This window comes from Chitinophaga sp. H8, from assembly GCF_040567655.1.
Classification (GTDB): Bacteria; Bacteroidota; Bacteroidia; order Chitinophagales; family Chitinophagaceae; genus Chitinophaga; species Chitinophaga defluvii.
Genome location: NZ_JBEXAC010000001.1, coordinates 3,507,215 through 3,531,079, shown reverse-complemented (window position 1 = coordinate 3,531,079; position 23,865 = coordinate 3,507,215). Strand labels below are relative to the sequence as shown.

The following is a 23,865-nucleotide window of genomic DNA, read 5'->3' as shown; positions in this document are numbered from 1 at the left end:
TTATGATAATGCACCATAGCCGATGCCGGTAGAGTTGCCGATGCCACTGTTCCAGGCTAATGAAATTTGTTGCGGGGAACCTTCGATAATCACAGGGCAAACGCTCACTTTGTGATGAATACTGCGATACCGGGAGAGTTTAGCCTTTGCTTTAGTATAGGTTCTGTCGAAGTAGATCTTCACGCCTTCTGTTGAAATACCTGCTACCTGCAATTTATGCTTCAGTGTTTCTGTTAATAAGAGGTCACATTGCTGATCTTCATAGGTAAAATGTTTTTCTTTATTGTTTTCCCCTTTTCTTTTAATAAACACCGGGCTGGCGGTGGTAAACCGTTCTCTATTGGAAAACGTTTTGTCAGGCAATATCTGCACCTCCGTTACCCGGCTGCCAAATGCCCATTCCGGATCAGTACGGATGCCACGCAAAAGCTTTTTGAGGAGCAACTCATCATGTGCACTGAAAAAGAAATAAGAGGCCGGGGATAGGTGAATACCTTTTGCAGTGCTTTTGGTGTTTTGTATCCAGGAGAATGAGTAAAGAGATATTTGTCCATGTTCTCCGTTTTTTCCCAGCCACTTATGTATTGCCCCGGCCAGGTACTGATGATAATTAAATGGAATGAGCTGAGTGTTCCGGGATAATTGCAGGTAGATTCTCATGGATTGCGGTTTAAGATTTTAAGGTATGCTAAACAGCGCTTGTAATAATAGGGATTCAACAATGGTGAATCATGGGGGAGAGGAAGACATTACAACGTGTTTAAAAAAATAATGGTTGATAAATATGAAAATCAAAAATGAGTTTTTGATTTCAGAATAATGTTAATTCGGTGTTAATGCAGAAAATTAAAAACGAAGCCTGTTTAGAAGGCTAACCCACCGCAATTATCATTCATCGATACAGCCTTTCCCCCTTTGGCCCATCTTTTGTGCCCTCTACACAAAACCTTCCCATCATGAATACTAAAAATCAATCTATCGCAGATTGGGGGATCAATACCGTGCGGGTATTGGCGGCAGATGCCGTGCAGAAAGCCAATTCAGGACATCCGGGAATGCCTATGGGGGCTGCTCCTATGGGGCATGTGCTATGGGCAGAAAGTATGCAGTACAGCCCTGCTAATCCGGAATGGCCTAACCGCGACCGGTTTGTGTTGTCGGCAGGTCATGGGTGTATGCTGCAATATAGTTACCTCTACCTCACCGGATATGATATCAGTATGGAGGATATTAAACAATTCAGGCAGCTGCACAGTAAAACGGCGGGGCATCCGGAATATGGATTGCTCGCAGGGATAGAGATCACTACAGGGCCATTGGGACAAGGCTTTGCTAATGGGGTAGGAATGGCTATTGCGCAACAGCACCTGGCAGCCCGCTATAATAAGCCCGGCTTTGAGCTGTTCAATTACAGAATTTACGCTATTTGCAGTGATGGGGACATGATGGAAGGGGTAAGTTCGGAAGCGGCATCACTGGCAGGACATCTGCAATTGGGAAATATTATTTATCTCTATGATGATAACAACATTTCTATCGAAGGTGATACCGGTATCACTTTCACCGAAGATGTAGCATTGCGTTTTGAAGCTTATGGCTGGCATGTACAAACTGTAGATGATGGTAATGATGTGGCAGCAATCTCGGCAGCAGTAAAGGCGGCGGTAGCAGAAACGGGAAAGCCTTCTTTGATAAAAGTCCGTACCCAGATTGCCTATGGAAGTCCTAATAAGGTCAATACTGCCGGGGCACATGGTGCGCCGCTGGGAGAGGAGGAAGTGAAGCTGGTAAAGAAGAATCTTGGCTTTGATCCTGACCAGTATTTTGTAGTGCCGGAGGAGGTGCTGCAATTTTACCGGGAGGTGGGTAAGAAAGGCAGCAAAAAGGAGGAAGAATGGAACAAATTGTATCAGGCATACACTCAGGCATTTCCGGAGCTGGCTGCGGAATATGAATTATTCAGCAGTGGAAAATTGCCGGAAGGATGGACAGATAAATTGCCGGTGTTCACCACGGCGGATGGGAAGATAGCCACACGTAAAGCATCCGGAAAGGTGCTAAATGCCATTGCTGGTAGCCTGCCTGCACTCATCGGCGGATCTGCCGACTTATCACCTTCTACCGATACTTACCTGGAAAATTATCCTGCTTTCAGTGCGCAGCATCGGGAGGGTCGTAATTTTCATTTTGGGGTAAGGGAGCATGCCATGGGATCCATCTTAAATGGGATGGCTATCACTAAAGGGATCATCCCTTATGGGGCCACTTTTCTGATCTTTTCAGAATATATGCGCCCACCGGTAAGACTGGCAGCTATCATGAAGATAAGACCGGTTTTTATTTATACGCATGATAGCATCGGACTGGGGGAGGATGGTACCACGCACCAGCCGGTGGAACAATTGATTTCGTTAAGATCCATTCCCAATATTACTTTGATCCGTCCGGCAGATGCCAATGAAACCGCACAGGCCTGGCGGGTGGCGCTGGAGCATACCGATGGCCCTGTGGTATTGGTGTTAACCCGCCAGGGGCTGCCTGTGATAGACCAGGATAAATACGCAAAGGCATCGGGCCTGGAAAGAGGGGCCTACATATTGTCGGACAGCAGCCAGGAACCACAGGTGATTTTAATAGGCACTGGCAGTGAAGTACAGCTCCTGTTGAAAGCGCAGGAAGTACTCAAAAAGGAGGGAGTGCCTGCCCGGGTGGTGAGCATGCCTTCCTGGGAACTCTTTGATAAGCAGGGGGATGATTATCAGCAGCAGGTATTCCCCAAACACATCCGGAAGCGCCTGGCTGTAGAGGCCGGATCACCTCTGGGCTGGCACAAATATGTAACAGATGAGGGGGCGGTATTGGGCATTACCCGGTTTGGGGAGTCGGCACCAGGGGAGGAGGTGATGGCCGAATTTGGATTTACTGTAGATAATATCGTTATGATGGCCAAGGGGTTATAACCATAGTTGCTTAATAAATAGTGAAAATTTCCTATCTATTTTTAAATAATATTTAACGAAAATGCTGAAATAGGTCGCTTTTCATTAATTTGCATCCTCGCAATTAAAGATGCCGGAATGAATATGTTGTCTGACAGGGAACTGGTGGAACTGGCGCATAGGGATCCTTTAGCAGGTTATAAACAGATCTACGATAAGTATTGGAACTTGTTATTTAACATCGCCTTTAAGCGTTTACAGGATACTGCCGAAGCCCAGGATATGGTGCAGGAGGTGTTTGTTACCATTTGGGATCAGCTAAACAGCCTGGAGCCGAAAGACTCTTTATTGCCCTACCTGCAGGTGATCTTAAAAAACCGCATCCTTAATCACTACGCTAAAAATGAAGTAAAACTGCGCTATATCGTGCAGGCGCAGTGGCAAACTGCTTTTGCGCACAACAATATCTCCCAGCAAATTACCCTCAAGGAATTGCAGATGATCATTGATCAGGCTATTGCAAGCCTGCCCCCACGTATGCAGGAGATCTTCCTCCTGAGCAGGGAAGAGCATATGATGCCTGCACAAATAGCGGAACAGCTTTCCCTTTCTGTTCAAACAGTTAAAAACCAGCTGCACCGGGCTACTGAAAAGTTGCGGCAACACCTGAGCATGCACGTAGAACCCGCTGTGCTGCTGATGATCCTCCCTATTATTGCTGCCCAATAAAAAAATAATAAAAATTTATTGTTGACCAATGGTACGATACGGGTACTTGCCTGTACTTATAGTATTACTTGTGCCTTATGCTCAACCACCGCTATATACAATACTTACTGCAAAAACAACTACAGGAAGAACTTACTGCTGAAGAAGAACAGTTGCTGGACAGCTGGTATAATAGCCTGGATGACATGCCGGAAACAGATTTATCGGTTGCTACCCGTCAGGAAATGAAACAACAATCGTGGGAGCAGTTGGTAAAAGGACACGTGGCAGGAACACCCAATAGCTGGCGTAAGCGCTGGTTTAACTGGTCGATGGGAGTGGCAGCAGCGGGATTACTGTTCCTGGGTGGAACGTATTGGGTAAAAAAAGCGGCAACGCCTGCTACGCAGGAACAAACACCCAAATGGGTGGTGCTGGAATGTCCGCCAGGTAAACGCCTTAAAATGACGATGCCGGATGGATCTACCATATGGCTGAACAGCGGCTCCAGACTGGAGTATGACAGCAATTTTACAGACCGCCGTCACTTTAAGTTGTTTAATGGGGAAGTGTTTTTTGATGTGGCCAAAGATGCGGCACATCCCTTCACCGTACAAACTTCAAAGCTTTCTATCAAAGTATTGGGTACTGCTTTTAATGTGGCAGCCTATGAACAGCTGGCCCTGGAGAAAATAACAGTGGCCAGTGGTAGTGTACAGGTGCAGGATGCTGCCAGTTGTAATGTAGTGCTCCATCCGGATGAACAGATTGTATACAACAGGAATGATCAGCAATTTTTAACACAGAATGTAACTGCAGGACAAACGGATAGCTGGCGCAACGGAGATATCTATCTTACGAATGTCAGTCTGGAAGAACTGGCTATTAAACTGGAACATGTATATGGATACACTTTTGTGTTTTCCAACGACTTACTCAAGCATTGTATCAACAGCCTGCATTTTAACGAAAAGGAACCCATTCAGAAAGTACTGGACCTTTTAAAACTGATTAATAAAATTCAATATGAGATCCACGGCAAAGAGATTCATCTGCTGGGCCGGGGATGCTGAACCAACCGTCTTTTTTTAATGTATAACCAACACGCACATGATGTGGAATTTTAGTTCATCAACCAATTCATCTCCGCTTACTTATGCCGCAGGAGAAGTGCCGCAGGCACGCAAAAGCACCAAACTAAACAGTTTTGCTTTTATGCTGCTTGCACTGCTGTGTTTACAGGTAACTGCTGCACAGGCACAGAATTACCTGAGCAAACAGGTCACCATTGCTTTCAGCTATGAAACAGTATCTTCCTGTTTGAAAAAGCTGCAGACGAAAAGCGGGATCAACATTTCCTACAACGAAAATGAGGTGAAAAAGTACTCCATTAATACACTGAGTTTTAAGGATGCTTCTGTTACCGGAATCCTGGACATTTTATTTAAAAATACGACACTGACCTATCAGACCATGCCGGATGGTATTGCGGTCTTTTCTCAGGCTGCTGAGAAAAAAGAGCAAGACCCGGATAAAACAATTACCGGTATAGTAACCAGCGAAAAGGAAAAACAACCTATTCCGGGTGCTTCTGTATTGGTAAAGGGTACTTCCCGTGGTACCAGCACAGATGCGGATGGCCGCTTTAAAGTGAAAGTACCTGCTGATAAGCAGATACTGGTATTTTCTGCTATTGGGATGACTACCACAGAAGTGACCATCACCGGAACAGAGATGGATGTTAAGATGACGGATGATGCTAAAACATTATCTGGTGTGGTAGTAGTGGGGTATGGTACCGTAAAGAAAAAAGATCTGACAGGCTCTGTAGCATCTATCAAGCCGGAAGAAATGAATAAGCTGAATGCTTCCAATTTTGATGTGGCATTGGTAGGCCGTGCCACTGGGGTACAAGTAGTAAAATCCACGGGAGCACCTGGTGCGGTAGCCTCTATCAGGGTTAGAGGGGGGACTTCTGCTCAAGGTACCAATGAACCATTATATGTAATTGATGGAATTCCTATTGAGCTGGGGAATGGTTATGGTAATGACGCTTATGTGAGTAGTCTGAGGAATAATGTTTCTCCGCTGGCGAGCATTAATCCGGAAGATATTGAGAGCATTGATATCTTAAAGGATGCCTCTTCCGCGGCTATCTATGGATCGCGCGCAGCAAACGGGGTAGTGATTATCACCACCAAGCGTGGCAGGGGGGGACCTAAACCTAATATAACATTTGGGTTTAATTCTTCCTTTGATAATTTTACTAAAAAGTATAACGTACTAAATGCGGACCAGTACCACGAAGTGGTGAAACTGGCATATGCCAATCAGAAACCTGGAGGTACCCCACCCGTTAGTTACATCCTTGATCCTTATAATGGGGCGAATACGGATTGGGCAAAGGAAGCTACCCGTACCAGTGTTTCCAATAATGTATATTTAAATGTAAATGGCGGTACCAATGATGGTAATACCTTGTATTCCTTTTCAGGTAGCGTAACAGGGCAGGAAGGGGTGATTAAGTTTACAGATTTTAAACGCCATAATCTGCGTGCGAGCGTGGAAACCTCTTTGTTTGATAAACTCCGTGTGGGTACAAATATTAATTATAGTGCGATCAAAAATAATGGAAGTGGCAATGGCCAGTATTATACGTTGATCAAATATCGTCCGGATGTTCCCATCTTTGATGAGAAAGGAAATTATGGGGCAAGCCCGGATAGCGTAACCTCTAATCCATATGCACGCATGCGCCAGATTTCTACCATTAATACGGAGGTACTGCTGGCCTCTATTTTTGGTGAAGTAGAATTGCTGAAAGGACTACGTTTCCGCTCTACCGTTTCATTCAATATCAACAAAGCAACCAATGTAGAATATACTCCCAGCACTGATGTGTTTGAGATTAAGAACATGCGCACGGGTAGCAGAAGAGACAACGTAAATAATGCAACCTCCCGTATTTTTGACAACACCCTGACCTACCTGAATAGTTTTGGGAAACATAACCTAAACCTGGTTGGAGGTGTTTCTTACAGCACATTGAAGAGTGATTTTCTGAGCATCGAATCTACTGGCTTTCAGGATGATAATGTATTAAATCACCTGGGAGGAGCTAAATCCATCCAGAAATACAATAGTGGTGGAACGATTAGTGGGCTGCAATCCTATTTCCTGAGAACCAATTATAACTACGCCGGGAAATATTATGCCACATTCACTGGCCGTGTAGATGAATCCTCCAAATTCGGACCTAACTACCGTTGGGGGCTGTTCCCATCCGGTGCATTGGCATGGCGTATTGCGGAAGAAGACTTCCTGAAACAATATCCTGCTATTGAGGATCTGAAATTACGGGCATCCTATGGTAAAACCGGGTCTGCCAATTTTGAGGATTTCCAATATAAGACAGTATTCAAGAGTGGAAGTTTCTACAATAATACCAATGGTGTTTTTGCCAGCTCCATCCCTAATCCGGATATCCGTTGGGAATCTACCTACCAGTTGGATGTAGCCGTTGATTTTGCCTTCTTTAAAAATAAATTAAGAGGTACAATCGGGTACTATGATAAAACTACCCGGGACCAGATCCTGAACAGACAGATTATTTTTGAAACAGGCGGAAGAACTCAGAATTATAATGTAGGCGATTTTTCTAACAAAGGATGGGAATTGCAGATAGGTAGTGATGTGATAACCGGCCGCCAGGTTTCCTGGCTTACTGATCTGAATATTACCAAATATAAAAGTAAGGTATTGAAGCTGCATGATGGCCAATATCTGAACTTAAGAGAAGGGCAGCCTATCGGTTATTTTGAAGGGTATAAAACAGCTGGTATTTTTAAAGATCAGAAGGAAATTGATGACCTGAATGCAAAATCTCCAAACGGTTTTTACCAGTCGAAGGACACCAGACCTGGTGATTTTAAATTTGTAGATGTAAATGGAGATGGGTTTATCGGAGATGATGATTATATAGTGCTGGGTAAAGCAGAACCTGATTTTTTTGGAGGCTGGAATAACATTATCCGGTATAAAAACCTCGAGCTGACCGCTTTCTTCAATTTCAGCGTGGGCAACTACTTATACAACAGTGGCAGGAAAGATCTGTTGTTCTACAACGGGGATAACAATAACTATGCTACCGATATCCTGAATGCCTGGACGCCTGAAAATTCCAATGCTACCCTGCCAAGAATAGTAAAAGGAGATCCTAACAGGAATAGCCGGGAATCCGATTTCTTTATTGAAGATGCTTCTTTCTTCCGCTTGAAGAATATCCAGGTAAGCTACGTTTTCAAGCATAGTTTATTGAATAAGGTATTCATCAATAGTCTGAGAGCATACGTGGGATGCACTAATGTATTTACCATCACTGGTTACAAAGGATTGGATCCGGAAGTAAATACTGCAGCGGCCAGTACCTTTAATCAGGGATATGATAGTAATATTTATCCACAAACCAGGACAATTACATTGGGTGTAAATGTTAACTTTTAAAAATGTGCTACATGAAAATGCCAACATATAAAAATATAGGAATCGGAATATTGTTAAGTACAGCTATGGCAGCATGTAATCTTACCAATGTAACAGATGTACTGCCGGTAAATCAGGTGTTTGAAGATCAGGCGATTACTAACCTGAAACAGGCACAAAGTGTATTGGATGGTACATATGGTGTGCTGAAAACAGGATTGGAATTTCCGGTATATGCTCCTGCGGGTGCTACATTGATGGGGCTGACATCCAAACCTGGTGCATCTGCCGGAAATTCAGAGCAGTCTTACTTTGATAATAATGTAGAAACTAAAAACGGTACGCTGGGCAGTGTTTATAGTAAAGCCTATAGTATCCTGAATAATGCCAACTTTATTATCGAAAAGACAGCTGCACTGGAAAGTACAGATCCCCGTAAAAAGGAGATTATTGCAGAGGCCAAATTCTTGCGGGCATTAAGCCATTTTTATTTGTTACGCCTGCATGGACAGTTCTTTAAAATGGATTCCAAATATGGTATTGTAATCAAAACGGAACCTATCAGAATGGTAAAAGCAGTGCCAAGAAACAGTGTGAAAGAATCTTATGATATCATTCTTTCCGACCTGACCGATGCGATAGCAGATGGCCCTGAGTTTACCAATACCTTTTATGCTTCCAAACTTGCTGCGAAAGCATTGAAAGCTAAAGTCCTGTTATATGCCAAACAATATGCGGAAGCAGCAACTTTGGCTAATGAAGTGGTAACCTCTGGTAAACGACAACTGGAGAAAGACTACATTGATATCTTTAAGAAAAAGATTGATAAACCACTGGAGGTTATTTTCCAGACACCATTTGACGATAAGAGCGACAGGAATAACAAAGCATTTATGTTCCGCGCTTATTACATCCCTTCTGATTATTACGTAGAATTGATGAAAGGGGATAACCGTGATTCTGTAGCGATTATTAAAGTGGTATCAAATGGTACAATGAGGAACAATAAGTTCAATGGATCTACTTACGCGGGTCAAACACTGACAGCAGATACCGAATACTTCCTGCGCCTCGATGAAATATACCTGATCCTGGCAGAAGCACTGGCCAGAAGCAATCCTGATCTGAGCGTTGCACGTGATGCGGTAAACGTGATCCGTAAAAGGGCTAATATGCCGGACATTACAGCTAATGCTAAAGCGGCGCTGCTGGAAGAAATCCGTATCGAAAAAATAAAGGAACTGGGTGGTGAAAGTGGTGAAGAATGGTTTGACCTGGTACGTTATGCTACTGAAGGCAATCTGAAAGTATCAGATTATAAACCTGGTGTGGTAAACGAATTGCGTTACATACTGCCTTTACCGTTTGAAACAGTTAGGTTATCCAACGGGGTGTTGGAACAAAACCCCGGCTATTAATCACTATTATAATTAGGAATATGCAATATCGTTTTCTTAAAACATTTGCGATGATCTTTACCCTGGGTGTATGCAGTGCTGCATACGCCCAGGAGAAGGAAGGTATAGATTTTCGCCAGGGAAGCTTTAAAGAAGTGCTGGCCGAAAGTAAAAAGACGGGTAAGCTCGTTTTTATTGATAGCTATACTTCCTGGTGTGCACCTTGTAAATGGATGGAGAGGAATGTGTTCATCAATGATACGGTGGCTGCATTTTATAATGCCCGTTTTATCAATTACAAGGTGGATATGGAAAAGGGAGAAGGGCCGGAACTGCGCAAGCGCTATGGGGTACAAGTATTTCCTACTTACCTGTTTATAGATGGTAAGGGGGAGCTGGTACATAAAGCTACTTCCCGGATGGAAGTGCCTGCATTTATTGAAGAGGGCAAAAAGGCAACAGATCCTAAACGCAATTTTGCAGCACTGGAAAAATCATTTGCCGAAGGTAAAATGAATAAGGAAGGCTTACTGCAATATGCTTTGGTACTCCGGAATATCAACCGGCAGAAAGGAGATTCAGTAAGCGCGTTATTGATTGGTAAGTTAACGGATAAAGAACTGGAAACAGACCTGGGCTGGAAAACAATTGACGCATTTGCCTGGAGCGAACAGGACCGGCTGGGTAAGTACTTTCTGTTGCACAAAAGCCACTACGAAAAAAAGTATGGTGCGGAAGCAGTACAAAAAGTACAAACCAGACTTACACATAGCGCGATGTACGGAATGATCCGTAGCAAAGATTCCGTAGGATTCTTTAACCGCCTGGAAGCTTTAAAGCAAACTACCACCCCTGAAGTACAGAAGCAGGCCGTGATGCTGGAAGCGGAATACTATCTGACCACGCTCAATGCAAATGCTTTTGTTGCACTGACTGACAAAGCGATGGAAGGCATATTAAAGCAGGATGAAATGGGGCTGGGCTTTCTGGCCAGACGTTGCCAGTTTGCGGCAGAAGGGAACAAACCTATCCTGGAACAGGCATATAAAATGGCCAAACGTGCGGTGGAATTAAATCCGGAAGAGTATAGCTCTCAAAGCACTTTTGCTAAATCATGCCAGTTAACAGGCCGCAAAGCAGAAGCGTTGGTGGCCGGACAAAAAGCATACGATCTGTCCCTGCAGGAAACCAGCAAGATCCAGGGACTGGCACAAAAAGCGCTGGATGAAATTAAAAAAATGCCTTAATATGAGCATAAAGCGCGTAATATTACTGGTTGCTGTATGGCTGATGGGATGGCAGCAAATGGCATTGGGCTATGAACTGAAAGGGCAGATCAAGAACCTTGGGAATGCCAAAGTGTACCTGCTGTTACCAGCCAATGGTGATTTTGTGGCGGTAGACAGTACGCTGGCCAATGCAGGGGTGTTTGTAATGAAGGGAAACATAAAGGCGCCTACGGTAGCCAGAATAATGGTGGAAGGACATCCTTATCCGCTGGTGTACTTTATGCTGGAAAATACCACGTACCAGATCACCTCCTTCGTTTCAGACAAAGGCCGTTTAGCCGTTCCGGATATCAAAGGGGGGGCTTTACAAAATGCCTGGAACAATTACAACGAGACCTATAGAGATATCTACGAAGTGAGACGTGTAGCAGGACAAAGGGCATACCAGCTGAAAAAGGCGGGTAATGCGCCTGCAGATACCTTACGGCAATTGGAAACACTGATTACGCAAACAGAGCAGAAAGAAACTGCTTTTACCAAAGATGCAATATTTAAAAACAAGGCGAACGTAATGGGTACCTACCTGATGAGCACGCACCTGTTATCCTATGAATATAATGAAGCCCGTGCTATGGTAGCCCGCTTTGTAGCGGATCTGCGCACAGATTATTATTATAAGGATGTGGTAGCCAGACTTGATAAGATCAGTAATGTGCTCAATGGTAAACCAGCCCCGGCATTCCAGTTAAAGGATACGCTGGGCAATACCGTGAGCCTGCAGGATTTTAAAGGCAAATGGGTAGTACTTGATTTCTGGGCATCCTGGTGTGGTCCTTGCCGGGCCGAAAATCCTGCACTGGTAAAACTGTATCAGGAGGTAAAGGCTGCGGATGTGGTGTTCATGGGAATATCCCTGGACCATGATAAGGCTGCCTGGAAAAAAGCCATACAGCAGGATGGCCTGCATTGGATTCATGCCTCCGACCTGAAAGGCTGGAAATCTGACATGTGTAAAAAGTATGCGGTAGAAGCCGTGCCGCATAAGTTCCTGATAAATCCCCAGGGGGATATTGTACTGTCGGGAGCAGGTATGTCGGATATAAAAGCGGTACTGGAAAAAAGAAAGTGATGATGAATTGATAGACGAAAAGTAGCTGCCCTGCCGTTATGGTGGGGCAGTTGCCGTTAAAAGAGAAATTTTTGTTGCAATAAGAAGATGAAAAGAATATATTTATTACGCTAAAGCGGGAAAATTTCCCGGAATTGACGCAAAGGAAGGCACTAAAACCCAGCCGGAACACGTTGGATAGCAAACGCGTATTAATCATATTATTCACTTAAATTAATTTAACACGTTATGAGTTCATCAAAGAATCGTCGGGAGTTCTTACGACAAATGGGAATGTATACGTTAGGGATGGGGATGTTGCCTGCGGTGTTGGCCGCTTGCGGTGGTGCAGGTACTGGAAGTAAAGATGGGAAGGATTCAGCTGCTGCCGGTTTAGCAGGTGCAGAAACTGCCAAAGAGCTATTCTTTAAAATCTCACTGGCAGAGTGGTCTTTCCACCAGGCATTATTTGCCGGTAAGATGGATCACCTGGATTTTGCCATACGTGCCAAGAATGATTTTGATATTCATGCGGTAGAGTATGTGAACCAGTTTTTTAAGGATAAAGCCAAGGACAAAACCTACCTGGGAGAAATGAAAAAACGCTGTGATGATAACGGCGTAAAGAGTGTACTGATCATGTGTGATGGGGAAGGAGATATGGGCGATGCGGATGTTAAGAAACGTTTACAGGCTGTAGAAAACCACTACAAATGGATTGAAGCAGCAGCATTCCTGGGCTGTCATGCTATCCGGGTTAATGCGGCAGGAGAAGGTAAGCCGGAAGATGTGGCCAAAGCGGCAGCCGACTCCTTATCCAAGCTGGCTACGTTTGGGAAAGACCACAGCATTGAAGTGATTGTGGAAAACCATGGTGGTATTTCTTCCAACGGAGAATGGCTGAGCGGGGTGATGAAAACGGTAAACATGCCGAATTGTGGTACATTGCCCGACTTTGGTAACTTCTGTCTCAAGCACACCCAGCCGGAAAATAATACGCCGGAAGCCTGGGCCAAAATAAAATGCCTGGATGAATATGATCGCTACAAAGGCATACAGGAGCTGATGCCTTTTGCTAAAGGCGTAAGTGCAAAATCACATGATTTTGACGCGGCTGGTAATGAAACCCAGACTGATTTCAAAAAAGCGATGGAAATCGTTAAGAACGCTGGTTATACCGGGTATGTAGGGATTGAATATGAAGGGGTTAATCTGCCGGAAGACGAAGGTATTCGCAAAACAAAGGAACTGCTGTTGAAAGTAGGTCGTGAACTGGCTTAAACAGTAGGATAACTGAAATGAAAAAAAACAGGGGCTGGTAATCTACCGGCCCCTGTTTTTTATAGTAGTTATAGCTTGTTATTTTAAATACTGTTTTAAAAAAGTAATGGCATGTGAATAGGCTTCTTTGGTAGCATGGCTGTCATAGATCGGATTGCTGGGATTGGCAAATCCATGGTCAGCATCATACTGTTTTACCATCAGCGATTTACCTGCCTCCTGCATATGCACTTTAAACTCCTCCACAACCTGGGGTGTGATGAATTTATCTTTGTTGGCAAAAATACCCAATACGGGCGCATGCAACGCCTTCAGGGCGCTCACTTCTTTCTCCGGCATCCCATAATACATCACGCAGGCCACTCCCTTAGTACCCGCCATCATGGCTGCCTGTAATGACCAGCCGCCTCCAAAACACCAGCCCAGTGTAGCAATCTTTGCATGAGGAGGGGCATAGGCAAAGGCGCCTTTAATGATACTGCTGGCTCTTTCTGTTTTCACAGACTGCATGATCTTACTGGCATCTTCCCGGTTGGTGGCTACCCGCTGGTCATAGAGGTCTACTGCTATTACATTTACCTGCTTGCCCAGATCATTAAAAAGTTTTTCCGATTCCTTTTTTACAAAATCATTCAGCCCATACCATTCATGTATCACATAGAGATATTTATCAGAAGGATGAGTGGCTTTAAACATAAAACCATGCCCTTCCTGTCCGTCGGGGGTACTAAAGGTAATGGCAGTACCTGCTGTGCCCTGGTAAGTATAAGGTAGCGGATTGTCATGCGCCATCCGGAAATCTTCCCGGCTTCCCAGTTGGGCAAATTCAGTAGTGGCGTCCTGATGGCAGCAGGCTGCAGTACCCTGTGCCCATATCTTTAAATTGCCGGCCAGCAATAAGCATACAAGTGACAGCTTTTTCATAAAAGAACAGGTTTATACCCTAAAAGGTACAAAAAAATCCACTGGCATGATTTTAGTTTTATACGGGTGGTAAACCTGATTGTTGACCACTAAAAATGAAACCATGGAAAAACCATCTGAAATGAATACGCTCAGTAATATTATGGAAAAGCTGCGTTTAAAGGGACTGGATGATGAATTTACGTTGTCTGATCATGGCAAGCTGCAAAGTCCTAAAACGCAAAAGATTTACAACCCGGATGATTTGACCATTATTAAAACATTTCGCTTTGAAGGTGAGTCAGATCCATCTGATTCCTCTGTATTATACCTGATGGAAGATGCAGCCGGCAATATGGGGTATGTAATTGACGCTTTTGGGGCGTACAGCAATCATGAAGGGCCTGCCTTCGATGACTTTCTAAAGAAGATTCCGGTAACAGATCGGGATGAACAGGAACTGTTTAAATAAAGAAAGAGAGTGCAATCAGTATACAAAAACAGCCACGAATATTCGTGGCTGTTTTTGTAATCAGGTTATCCTTGTTTACCGGGCAGAGTATATACGTATTGCCGTGATGGTTATAGCGGGTAGTACGGTAAACTTAAAACTTAATGACGATGCCACCATCTTTCTCTTTGAAAGTGAAGTGATAGTTTTTGCCCAGTTCTGCTAATGTTTGCTGGAGGGTAAACCGGTAAAAGCTGCCGGAAATATCCGGCACTTTGCTGGCATCGCCGGTAATGGTAATCGTGGTATTATACCATTCTTCCAGTTTGCGCACAGTGGCCATCAGCGGCACATGCTGCAATACCAGGCTATCTTTCAGCCAGGCTTCCTGTTCTTCCGGCACAAATGTTTCTTTTTCCATCAGGTCTATCTCCTTATTGGCCAGTATCATATTACCCCTTTCCAGGTCTTCCGGTTGATTATCGGTAGGAGAGTGATAGGACTTTACCATTTTTACTTTTCCATCCAGTATATAGGCGGTAGCACCTTGCTGTGTAATAAAAGAGCGGATTTTAAAAGCAGTACCGGCAGTAGTAGCGGTGAGCTTATCCGTTTTTACTACAAAAGGGCTGTCGGCCGCAGGTACTGCAAAAAATGCTTCTCCGTCCAGGATCACCCGACGGTGCTTGGCTGGAAAACTTCCAGGTACCAGCAGGGTAGAATTAGAATTCAGGATTACACTGGTACCATCGGCCAGGGTGACATTTTTCCGGGTGCCTAAAGTGCCCTCGTGCAGGATATAGGTTTCTGTGCTGTCCATCAGGGACGTAATACCGGGAGTAGTATTTTCCTGGCATCCCCAGTTGAAATTGCAAAAGGAGGCGAGCACAAGCAGTACCGGAAGCCCCCATGGACGGTAACTGGAACGGCACGTAACCGGTAAGGGAGCATTACTTTTTTTTAATGGGCTGGTAGATGTATTGGAATTTATTTGCATGGCGGCAATTACAGGTAAGCAATAAAAATAATTAAAAAATGAAATGTATTTATGCGCTGATTAATTTTAAGAGATCGCAAAGAAGCTGGCAATTTAGTTAATAAAAGGGTAAGATTTTTTGACAATATTAGAAAATGGTAAAAGCGGCATATCATCCCACCGTCATGAAGTACCCCGGGGTTTTGTTAGAATAATGAGAGCCCCTTAACTTTGCGAACCATGGAAAAGCAGCTACCATTATCATTTGATAATACCGCCATAGCGTTTGAGAGCAAGACGGACAAGGATTTAAGAAAAGCCAACTTTTTATTCAGTAACATCGGCAAACCCTGGCTGGTGAAGTTAGGAGCAATATTCACTCCCTGGGCCTTTAAATTAAGACTGCCTGTTAAAGGCATCATTAAAAATACCATCTTTCAACAGTTTTGCGGAGGAGAAAGCCTGGAAGACGCGGCGCACACTGCCCTGTTACTCGGTAATTATAATGTAGGCATTGTGCTCGACTATGGGGTAGAAGCCATGGAAGGTGAAGAAAGCTATGATAAAGCGGTACCTGAATTTATCCGTGCTATCCAGTATGCTGCTGATAAACCTTATATTCCATTCATTGCTATCAAGGTAACCGGCTTTGCCCGCTTTGGCCTGCTGGAAAAGGTACACCGTAAAGATCCCCTTACCCACCAGGAACAGCAGGAATATACACATGTACGTTCCCGTATCCATTCTGTAGCTGAAGCGGCTGCCCAGCATAACGTTGGCCTGCTGATAGATGCGGAAGAAAGCTGGATACAACAGCCTGTGGATGACCTGGCAGATGAAATGATGGCACTGTTTAATAAAGAAAAGGTGATCATCTACAATACATTCCAGCTGTATTGCCATGACAGGCTGTCTTTCCTGCAACAGTCTTTTGAAAAAGCACAACGACTGGGATACCTCCTGGGTGCCAAGCTGGTAAGAGGTGCCTACATGGAGAAGGAAAATAAACGTGCGGAAGAAAATAATTATCCTACTCCTATACAGCCCAGCAAAGCGGCTACGGATAAAGATTATGATACTGCAGTAAGATTCTGCCTGGACAGGGTGGCACAACTGGGTGTATTCATCGGCACCCACAATGAAAACAGTTGTATGCTGGCGGCACAATACATGGATCAGCGGGAGATCGTACATAATCATCCACATGTGAGCTTTTCACAGTTGTACGGAATGAGTGACAATATCACCTTTAACCTGGCACATGCCGGCTACCGGGTATCTAAATACCTGCCTTATGGCCCGGTAAAGGATGTAATGCCTTACCTGATACGCCGGGCACAGGAAAATACTTCCATTGCCGGGCAAATGGGCCGGGAACTGGGGCTGATTAAGAAAGAGTTTAAGAGAAGACGTTTATAGCTGCATTTTACGGATTATCTATTATTCCGTAACTTGCCATGTTATGCAGCAGTACTTATCATTATTACAACATATTATAGATAACGGCACTACTAAAACAGACCGTACCGGTACCGGTACTACCAGCTGTTTTGGCTACCAGTTCCGCTTCGATCTGAAAGCAGGATTTCCGGTAACAACTACTAAAAAACTGCACCTGAAATCCATTATATATGAATTGCTTTGGTTCCTTAACGGGGATACCAATATCAAATACCTGAAAGAACACGGTGTAAAGATCTGGGATGAATGGGCGGATGAAAATGGTGACCTGGGACCTGTATACGGTAAACAATGGCGTAGCTGGGAAGCCCGTGACGGTAAAGTGATTGACCAGATCAGTGATGCCTTGCACCAGATAAAAAACAATCCTGATTCCCGACGTATTATTGTCAATGCCTGGAATGTGGGCGACCTGCCGGATATGGCTTTAAGTCCCTGTCATTGCCTGTTCCAGTTTTATGTAACCCCTCCCGATGCCGGCAAAGGTGAAACCAAAGGCAAACTCAGTTGCCAGCTATATCAGCGCAGTGCGGATGTGTTTTTAGGCGTACCTTTCAACATTGCGTCCTACGCATTGTTAACGATGATGATGGCGCAGGTGTGCCACCTGGAACCAGGAGAATTTATCCACACCTTTGGAGATGTGCATTTGTACAGCAACCATCTGGAACAGGCTACCCTGCAATTGAGCAGAGCGCCTTTCCCGCTGCCGCAAATGAAGATCAACCCGGATGTGAAAGACCTTTTTTCATTTAAGTATGAAGACTTTGAGCTGGTCAACTACCAGCATCATGCACATATCAAAGCGCCGGTAGCCGTATAGTACATTCATCATCACGCATTCGTAATCTGTCATCCCATGATCATTTCCGTTATTGTAGCGGCATCAGAAAACCAGGTAATAGGTATTGATAACAAACTGCCCTGGCACATGCCGGCAGATCTGAAATATTTCAAAAGCCATACACTGGGAAAACCAATTATCATGGGACGGAAAACTTTTGAATCGGTGGGTAAGCCATTGCCGGGACGACAGAATATTGTGATTACCCGGCAGCCGGATTATAAGCAGGAAGGGGTATGGGTAGTGCCTTCTATTGCAGCAGCTATTGATAAAGCCCGCACATTTGAAGGATCAGAAATGTTTATTACCGGTGGTACAGAAATATTCAAACAGGCGCTGCCGTTGGTGCAACGCGTATATTTAACCCGCATACATACTATCGTAGAAGGAGATGCCTATTTCCCTGTTATTCATGAGCCGGAGTGGACCTTGGTGAAAGAAGATGCCCATCAGCCGGATGAAAAACATAAATATGCCTATTCCTTTCAGGTGTGGGAACGCAGAAAATAATCTTATCTGAAGATAACGGTGCCCAGTCCCTGGGTCAGTTCTTTTTCCAGTTGCTTGAGATGCTGGTGTATTTCCATGCAGGTGATCTGTGACTCGGAGGTATCGGCCTTTTCCATTTCCTGCTGGTTTTCCTGGATCAGTTTTTTGATCTTTCTTAAAATGAGGTAGTTGGTGGTGGAAATAGTATCCTTGAGATAGGCATTGTCGCCAAAAACGGTATCTATTTCAAAACGTTCTTTCCAGTTTACACTCAGCTCCGCTTCTTTATCTTCCAGGATCATAGATACCTGTTTGCACAGGTCCTGGTCCTGATGGTAGAGAAACCATTTTTTATCCGGTGTATTCCCTTCATCGTACAATGTCTTGTACTCCCGCAGTATTTTTTTCACTGTTTCACTGTCTGCCAGTGATTCAAAATCATAAGGCAAATGGAAAATATAATCTGCTACAGTATTCTGCTCTTCTTCACTGAAAGGCATATCACCAAAGCGCAGTAATATTTTTACCAGTTCTCTTTCCTGCTTTTCATCTTTGTTAAAAAAGGAATCAATTTCACTGTTGCCCGCCTCCATGGCCTCCATAGCGGCAATAGCTTCTTCCGACAGATCATCTACCTGAGGGGGAGCGTTTTTGGCAGCCAGGTTTTCCCTTTTTTGCAGGCGTTCCCGGATAAATTTATTCACCAGGTTAATCAGCCCCTGTTCATCAATTTTGAGGAACTGGCTGCACTGGCGGATATAATCCTGTTGTTTGGTAAAATCCTCTACCTTATCAATTTTGGAAATCGTTTCGGCAATGTCATTTACCAACTGTGACTTGCGTACACTGTCGTTACCGGCTTCCTTCATGGAAAGCTGGAGCTTGAAGAGTACAAAGTCCTGTTTATTTTCTTCTATAAATTCCCGGAATGCAGGTGCTCCGAGCTTTTGTACGTAGCTGTCAGGATCTTCCTTATCAGGGATCAGTACCAGCTTTACGTTCAGTCCTTCTTCAATGGCCAGGTCCAGCCCTCTCAAGGCCGCTTTGACACCCGCATTGTCCCCATCATACAGAATAGTGAGGTTGTTGGTGTATTTCTTGATCAGCCTGAGCTGGTCCTGGGTAAGGGAGGTACCGCTGGATGCCACTACGTTTTCAATCCCCGCCTGGTGCAGGGAGATCACGTCCGTATAACCTTCTACCAGCAAACATTCGTTGAGCTTGTCAATAGCATGTCGGGCAAAGTAGGTACCATACAGTACTTTACTTTTAACGTAGATCTCGCTTTCCGGAGAGTTGATATACTTGGGTGCCCGGTCGGACTTGACAAGGATACGCGCACCAAAGCCGATGATTTTACCAGATTGGTTATGAATAGGAAAGATGACCCGTCCCCGGTAGTTGTCCACCGGTTGTTCATTGCGGATGGTAACCAGCCCTGTTTTTTGCAGGTATTCCAGGTTATAGCCTTTGGCCAGGGCTGCTTTTACAAAAGCATCTTTTTCGTTAAGGCAATATCCCAGCTGGAATTTACGGATGGTATCCTGTGTAAATCCCCGCTCTTCAAAATAACTCACCCCTACATTCTGTCCTTCTTCACTTTCGAGCAGTGTTTTTGAGAAGTATTCCCTGGCAAACCCATTGATAATGTGCAGGCTTTCTGCCATTAACTGGTGTTGCTTTACCTCGGCACTTACTTCGGTTTCTTCAATTTCTACCCCATATTTCTGGGCCAGCCAGCGCAATGCTTCCACATAGGAGTATTTTTCATGCTCCATGAGAAAACTGATACTATTGCCACTGGCCCCGCAACCAAAGCACTTGTAAATTTCCTTGCTCTGGGAAACGGTAAACGAAGGGCTTTTTTCATTGTGAAAAGGACACAGGCCCAGGTAGTTGGCTCCCCGCTTTTTCAGCTTTACGAAAGAGCCCACTATCTCCACAATGTCTATGCGGCTAAGTATCTGTTGTATCGTATTGGGTGAAATCACTGATCGATGTAAACAAATTGATGCAACTGCAAACTTACACGAAAATGGTGATTTTTGATGCTGCCACTTTATTGCACCGGGAAAAAGGCGTATTCAAAAGTATGTTCGCTTATTTTTTTACCATCCGGATAAGAGGTGAATGATGCGGTCGGATAACCTTTAGCATTATACTCGTAGGTAGTGATCCGCGGTTTTACTGGTGCACCTGGAGTCACCGGCCATTTAATGCTGGTAATATTGTTACGTGAGTTATACACCTCGTTATCGTCCGGTATGCCACCAATATTGAAGTAGGGGTTTAGTTTATTGTCGTATTCCAATATGGTTTCTTGCTTAAAGGTAATTGTGGGCAGTTTCCTTAACCTATTGATTTGGATAATATTACCCTGTGACCAGGTCAATGTTGATGAAGAGGATGCATTACTGTCACCAGGGTAGGTAACTTTGGTTAGTAATCCCTGCGTGTATTCCATAATGCGGGTAATAAAGAATAGCGGCCAGGTGTAGGAGGGGGAGCGGTGGTAGTCCTTAGTGCTCACTGTCTTAATCCGCTTATCTACATATTCGTAGACATTTGTCTCCGCTTTTGTGGAATCACTATTATACGTGTGAAGGCCTATTACTAGCCCGTTCTTACGTTCATAAACATAGAAGGCCATTAGGGTACTATCCGCTCTCCGGTGTACTATCTTTGCCAGCAGGCCCTGAGAATCATAACTGTAACGTGCTGAGTAGTCATTAGTTATTAGTGAATTGTCTGTTAAATCGTAAGTTTTAACCTTAACCATGCTTATCCGGTATACGGAGTCTTCTGAAGGTGGTGGAGGAGGGGGCTTGTCTTTTTTACAGCTGGCAGTAGTATATATGATCATTAACAGCATTGCAGCATATAGATATTTCATACATTTTATTATATACAAACGGGTTAATAAAAACATAGCAGTTTAGTATGGGTTTACATGCCATGTGATGTAGACGTAATTATCTGCAAAGTAACTGTTTTTTTTTGATGCCCAGGTATGCGGGTAAAAGTGAAGTTTCTACCCGGCATTTCATATTGAAATATTAGAAATTGATGCAACTGCAAACTTACACGAAAATGGTGATTTTTGATTCCGGCAGTTTATTGCACCGGGAAAAAGGCGTATTCAAAAGTTTGCTCCTGGATTTTTTTACCATCCGGGTAAGTGGTGAAGGAAGTGGTCGGATAACCTTTAGCATTATACTCGTAAGATAAAGCAAACGCCTGTTTTACCGCTCCATCCGGCTCCAGGGTTTTAACGCGCGTAATATTGTTGCGGGAGTTATACCGGGCATTACCATCGGGTATACCGCCGATATCAAAGTAGGGGTTCTGTTTATCGTCGTATTCGAACAGGGTTTCTTCTTTCAGGGTATTATCCGGCAGGTTACGGGTAACAATCCGGATGATATTGCCCTGCCACCAGGTAAGGGTGGTGGAATAGTACAGGGCACCTGTGTAGGTAACAAAGGTGGGCAGTTCGTTGGTATATACCAGTGTGCGGTCAAAAATGAGTACCGGTTCCGGCTTAAATTCTGTGTAGGTTATTTTCCGAATACTCTTTCCCTCATATTCGCAGGCATGGGTAGCTACCTTTACGGCAGCGTTATTATGCAGGTGATAGGCCAGTAGTTGTCCGTTATTGCGCTCATAAGCCTGAAAACTCATTAAAGTACCATCCGGGTGCCGGTCTGTTGCCTTGGTGAGCATTCCCAGGGTATCATAGCTATATTGTTCCGTGTAATATGATTGGTCTATAAAGTAAAATTTTGTCATACTTACCCGGTATACGGAGTCTGTTGAAGGAGCAGGAACAGGGGATCTGTCTTTTTTACAGCCGGCAATTGTGTATAGGACCGGCAATAATATTACCACATATAGATATTTCATATATTTATTGTTTACAAACGGGGTATTAAAAACGTACCGGTTAGTGCTACTTTGTAAGAGATGCTATGCAGATGGTAGTTATTTGGCAAAATAACAGCTTCCCGGGTGGCCGGGTATGCGGGTAAAAGGGGAATTTTTTATTTAGGGGTTTCTACTTAATCAGGCAGGCCATACGTGGCGGAGGGGGCATGCTTTCAGGCGACAATCCCTTTTCATCTGCCCGGCATTTCCTATATTTGGTTTTATTAATTCTGGTCAACCCAATTCAATTTTACAAAGCAATGAAAGAAGTATTTATTGTATCAACAGCCCGCACACCGATTGGAGCCCTTAATGGAGACCTGGCAGCCGTGCCTGCTACCCAATTGGGTGCTACGGTGATCAAAGCCGTGCTGGAAAGAGCCGGAGTAGCCGCCAGCGAGGTAAATGAAGTATATATGGGCAATGTAATCAGTGCCAACGTAGGACAGGCGCCTGCTAATCAGGCCAGTATCTATGCCGGCATCCCTACCAATGTACCTTGTACCACGGTAAATAAAGTATGTGCCTCCGGTATGAAAGCGATTATGCTGGGTGCACAGAGTATCATGCTGGGCGATAATGAGGTAGTAGTAGCCGGGGGCATGGAAAGCATGACCAATATCCCTTATTACCTGGATAAGGCCAGGAGTGGCTATCGTTTAGGACATGGTGCGGTGATAGATGGTATTTTACGGGATGGCCTCTGGGATCCGTACAAGGATTTCCATATGGGCAATGCCGCAGAGATCTGTGCTGCGGAGTACAAGATTACCCGCGAAGACCAGGATGCCTTTGCTGTTGAAAGTTACAAACGTGCTGCCGCAGCTACTGCAAAAGGGTATTTTAAGGGAGAGATTGTGCCGGTGGAAGTAAAAGGCAGGCAAACCGTGATCGTCAGCGAAGATGAAGACGTAAAGAAGGTGAATTTTGAGAAGATGCCTACTTTAAAACCAGCCTTTCAGAAAGATGGGACCGTTACTGCTGCCAATGCGTCTAAGATTAACGATGGTGCCGCGGCAGTATTGCTGGTAAGTGGAGAAAAACTGAAAGCATTGGGTCTGAAGCCTTTAGCTAAAATCGTTAGTTTTGCAGATGCTTCCCAGGCGCCGGAATGGTTTACTACTACACCGGTAAAGGCTATCAATAAAGCCCTGGATAAAGCAGGATTGAAGGTGGCTGATATGGATTTTGCGGAGATCAATGAAGCATTTTCCTGTGTGGCGATTGCCAATGCCAAAGACCTGGGCCTGTCGATGGACAAGCTGAATGTATGGGGCGGGGCAGTGGCCATGGGGCACCCGATTGGTTGCAGTGGTGCCCGTATTGTGGTAACTCTGAATGCCATTTTACACGAAAATAAGGGTCGCTATGGAGTAGCAGGTATTTGTAATGGCGGCGGCGGTGCCAGCGCTATCGTGATAGAGAAAGTATAAACCTGACAACGCAGCCTGTTAAAGGCTACGACTAGTAAAAAAAGATGGTCCACCTGTATGGGCCATCTTTTTTTTATGGTAACCTGGAAGCAGCGTTAGGAAACAGACAGGTTTAAATTACATTAGAAGCTGGGATGAGGTATCCATATAGTATCTCCTTTAAGGGGTACTATATGGGTACTTCAAGGGTACTTTAAGGATACTTTAAGGGTACTTTAACCCTAAGGATGAGTAGGCTTT

At 44.4% G+C, this 23,865-nt stretch carries 19 protein-coding genes; 13 read left to right on the top strand and 6 right to left on the bottom strand.

Annotated elements, in window-relative coordinates; translation table 11 throughout:
• Window positions 1-660, bottom strand: coding sequence for a CRISPR-associated endoribonuclease Cas6 (cas6, locus tag ABR189_RS13465; RefSeq protein WP_354661025.1), 660 nt, complete (start codon window positions 658-660; stop codon window positions 1-3).
• A gap of 296 nt (window positions 661-956) precedes the next feature.
• Between cas6 and tkt the strand changes: the two genes are divergently transcribed.
• From tkt to ABR189_RS13425, 8 genes are all read left to right on the top strand, one after another.
• The gene (tkt, locus tag ABR189_RS13460) at window positions 957-2,960 is read left to right on the top strand and encodes a transketolase (protein ID WP_354661024.1); all 2,004 of its coding nucleotides are present in this window, start codon (window positions 957-959) and stop codon (window positions 2,958-2,960) included.
• A gap of 117 nt (window positions 2,961-3,077) precedes the next feature.
• The gene (locus ABR189_RS13455; protein WP_354661023.1) at window positions 3,078-3,668 is read left to right on the top strand and encodes an RNA polymerase sigma-70 factor; all 591 of its coding nucleotides are present in this window, start codon (window positions 3,078-3,080) and stop codon (window positions 3,666-3,668) included.
• A 77-nt stretch (window positions 3,669-3,745) separates the two neighbouring features.
• Window positions 3,746-4,720, top strand: a complete 975-nt coding sequence (locus tag ABR189_RS13450; protein WP_354661022.1) for a FecR family protein — start codon at window positions 3,746-3,748, stop codon at window positions 4,718-4,720.
• Window positions 4,721-4,757: 37 nt separating this feature from the next.
• Window positions 4,758-8,150, top strand: coding sequence for a TonB-dependent receptor (locus ABR189_RS13445; RefSeq protein ID WP_354661021.1), 3,393 nt, complete (start codon window positions 4,758-4,760; stop codon window positions 8,148-8,150).
• A gap of 11 nt (window positions 8,151-8,161) precedes the next feature.
• Window positions 8,162-9,547: a RagB/SusD family nutrient uptake outer membrane protein gene (locus tag ABR189_RS13440; protein WP_354661020.1), complete on the top strand. Its 1,386-nt coding sequence runs from the start codon at window positions 8,162-8,164 to the stop codon at window positions 9,545-9,547.
• A gap of 20 nt (window positions 9,548-9,567) precedes the next feature.
• Window positions 9,568-10,773, top strand: a complete 1,206-nt coding sequence (locus ABR189_RS13435; protein WP_354661019.1) for a thioredoxin family protein — start codon at window positions 9,568-9,570, stop codon at window positions 10,771-10,773.
• A gap of 1 nt (window position 10,774) precedes the next feature.
• Complete coding sequence (locus ABR189_RS13430; protein ID WP_354661018.1) at window positions 10,775-11,884, top strand: redoxin domain-containing protein; 1,110 nt, start codon at window positions 10,775-10,777, stop codon at window positions 11,882-11,884.
• 228 nt (window positions 11,885-12,112) lie between these two features.
• Window positions 12,113-13,144 carry a sugar phosphate isomerase/epimerase family protein gene (locus ABR189_RS13425; protein WP_354661017.1) on the top strand — a complete coding sequence of 344 codons (1,032 nt, stop codon included), beginning with the start codon at window positions 12,113-12,115 and terminating at the stop codon, window positions 13,142-13,144.
• A 78-nt stretch (window positions 13,145-13,222) separates the two neighbouring features.
• Here the strand turns inward: ABR189_RS13425 and ABR189_RS13420 are convergent, their stop codons facing one another.
• A complete protein-coding gene (locus ABR189_RS13420; protein ID WP_354661016.1) occupies window positions 13,223-14,068 on the bottom strand; it encodes a dienelactone hydrolase family protein in 846 nt (281 codons plus the stop codon).
• A 103-nt stretch (window positions 14,069-14,171) separates the two neighbouring features.
• Between ABR189_RS13420 and ABR189_RS13415 the strand changes: the two genes are divergently transcribed.
• Window positions 14,172-14,519, top strand: a complete 348-nt coding sequence (locus tag ABR189_RS13415; RefSeq protein ID WP_354661015.1) for a hypothetical protein — start codon at window positions 14,172-14,174, stop codon at window positions 14,517-14,519.
• A gap of 133 nt (window positions 14,520-14,652) precedes the next feature.
• Here ABR189_RS13415 and ABR189_RS13410 read toward each other — a convergent pair whose 3' ends face one another.
• Entirely contained in the window at window positions 14,653-15,495 is an 843-nt protein-coding gene (locus tag ABR189_RS13410; protein ID WP_354661014.1) for a FecR family protein, read from the bottom strand.
• 219 nt (window positions 15,496-15,714) lie between these two features.
• Here ABR189_RS13410 and ABR189_RS13405 point away from each other — a divergent pair, with 219 nt between their 5' ends.
• Genes ABR189_RS13405 through ABR189_RS13395 form a run of 3 tightly spaced genes read left to right on the top strand, consistent with a single transcriptional unit; the run spans window position 15,715 to window position 18,289 of the window.
• Complete coding sequence (locus tag ABR189_RS13405; RefSeq protein WP_354661013.1) at window positions 15,715-16,893, top strand: proline dehydrogenase family protein; 1,179 nt, start codon at window positions 15,715-15,717, stop codon at window positions 16,891-16,893.
• Between the two features lie 43 nt (window positions 16,894-16,936).
• Window positions 16,937-17,758, top strand: coding sequence for a thymidylate synthase (locus tag ABR189_RS13400; RefSeq protein ID WP_354661012.1), 822 nt, complete (start codon window positions 16,937-16,939; stop codon window positions 17,756-17,758).
• A gap of 36 nt (window positions 17,759-17,794) precedes the next feature.
• A complete protein-coding gene (locus ABR189_RS13395; protein WP_354661011.1) occupies window positions 17,795-18,289 on the top strand; it encodes a dihydrofolate reductase in 495 nt (164 codons plus the stop codon).
• 2 nt (window positions 18,290-18,291) lie between these two features.
• Here the strand turns inward: ABR189_RS13395 and dnaG are convergent, their stop codons facing one another.
• The 3 genes from dnaG to ABR189_RS13380 all read right to left on the bottom strand — a co-directional run bounded on the left by dnaG (window position 18,292) and on the right by ABR189_RS13380 (window position 22,171).
• Window positions 18,292-20,259 (bottom strand): DNA primase, encoded by a 1,968-nt coding sequence (gene dnaG, locus ABR189_RS13390; RefSeq protein WP_354661010.1) that lies wholly within the window; start codon window positions 20,257-20,259, stop codon window positions 18,292-18,294.
• 68 nt (window positions 20,260-20,327) lie between these two features.
• The gene (locus ABR189_RS13385; RefSeq protein ID WP_354661009.1) at window positions 20,328-21,161 is read right to left on the bottom strand and encodes a hypothetical protein; all 834 of its coding nucleotides are present in this window, start codon (window positions 21,159-21,161) and stop codon (window positions 20,328-20,330) included.
• Between the two features lie 221 nt (window positions 21,162-21,382).
• Complete coding sequence (locus tag ABR189_RS13380; RefSeq protein ID WP_354661008.1) at window positions 21,383-22,171, bottom strand: hypothetical protein; 789 nt, start codon at window positions 22,169-22,171, stop codon at window positions 21,383-21,385.
• A 281-nt stretch (window positions 22,172-22,452) separates the two neighbouring features.
• Between ABR189_RS13380 and ABR189_RS13375 the strand changes: the two genes are divergently transcribed.
• Window positions 22,453-23,625 (top strand): acetyl-CoA C-acyltransferase, encoded by a 1,173-nt coding sequence (locus ABR189_RS13375; RefSeq protein ID WP_354661007.1) that lies wholly within the window; start codon window positions 22,453-22,455, stop codon window positions 23,623-23,625.
• Window positions 23,626-23,865: the final 240 nt, after the last annotated feature.

Excerpts from the sequence above, each read along its gene's own strand:
- ABR189_RS13380 (WP_354661008.1), bottom strand. The coding sequence starts at position 22,171 with ATGAAATATCTATATGTGGTAATATTATTGCCGGTCCTATACACAATT.
- ABR189_RS13440 (WP_354661020.1), top strand. The coding sequence starts at position 8,162 with ATGAAAATGCCAACATATAAAAATATAGGAATCGGAATATTGTTAAGT.
- ABR189_RS13400 (WP_354661012.1), top strand. The coding sequence starts at position 16,937 with ATGCAGCAGTACTTATCATTATTACAACATATTATAGATAACGGCACT.
- cas6 (WP_354661025.1), bottom strand. The coding sequence starts at position 660 with ATGAGAATCTACCTGCAATTATCCCGGAACACTCAGCTCATTCCATTT.
- ABR189_RS13410 (WP_354661014.1), bottom strand. The coding sequence starts at position 15,495 with ATGCAAATAAATTCCAATACATCTACCAGCCCATTAAAAAAAAGTAAT.
- ABR189_RS13450 (WP_354661022.1), top strand. The coding sequence starts at position 3,746 with ATGCTCAACCACCGCTATATACAATACTTACTGCAAAAACAACTACAG.
- ABR189_RS13420 (WP_354661016.1), bottom strand. The coding sequence starts at position 14,068 with ATGAAAAAGCTGTCACTTGTATGCTTATTGCTGGCCGGCAATTTAAAG.
- ABR189_RS13405 (WP_354661013.1), top strand. The coding sequence starts at position 15,715 with ATGGAAAAGCAGCTACCATTATCATTTGATAATACCGCCATAGCGTTT.
- ABR189_RS13385 (WP_354661009.1), bottom strand. The coding sequence starts at position 21,161 with ATGAAATATCTATATGCTGCAATGCTGTTAATGATCATATATACTACT.
- ABR189_RS13430 (WP_354661018.1), top strand. The coding sequence starts at position 10,775 with ATGAGCATAAAGCGCGTAATATTACTGGTTGCTGTATGGCTGATGGGA.
- tkt (WP_354661024.1), top strand. The coding sequence starts at position 957 with ATGAATACTAAAAATCAATCTATCGCAGATTGGGGGATCAATACCGTG.
- ABR189_RS13375 (WP_354661007.1), top strand. The coding sequence starts at position 22,453 with ATGAAAGAAGTATTTATTGTATCAACAGCCCGCACACCGATTGGAGCC.
- ABR189_RS13415 (WP_354661015.1), top strand. The coding sequence starts at position 14,172 with ATGGAAAAACCATCTGAAATGAATACGCTCAGTAATATTATGGAAAAG.
- ABR189_RS13455 (WP_354661023.1), top strand. The coding sequence starts at position 3,078 with ATGAATATGTTGTCTGACAGGGAACTGGTGGAACTGGCGCATAGGGAT.
- ABR189_RS13425 (WP_354661017.1), top strand. The coding sequence starts at position 12,113 with ATGAGTTCATCAAAGAATCGTCGGGAGTTCTTACGACAAATGGGAATG.
- ABR189_RS13435 (WP_354661019.1), top strand. The coding sequence starts at position 9,568 with ATGCAATATCGTTTTCTTAAAACATTTGCGATGATCTTTACCCTGGGT.
- ABR189_RS13445 (WP_354661021.1), top strand. The coding sequence starts at position 4,758 with ATGATGTGGAATTTTAGTTCATCAACCAATTCATCTCCGCTTACTTAT.
- ABR189_RS13395 (WP_354661011.1), top strand. The coding sequence starts at position 17,795 with ATGATCATTTCCGTTATTGTAGCGGCATCAGAAAACCAGGTAATAGGT.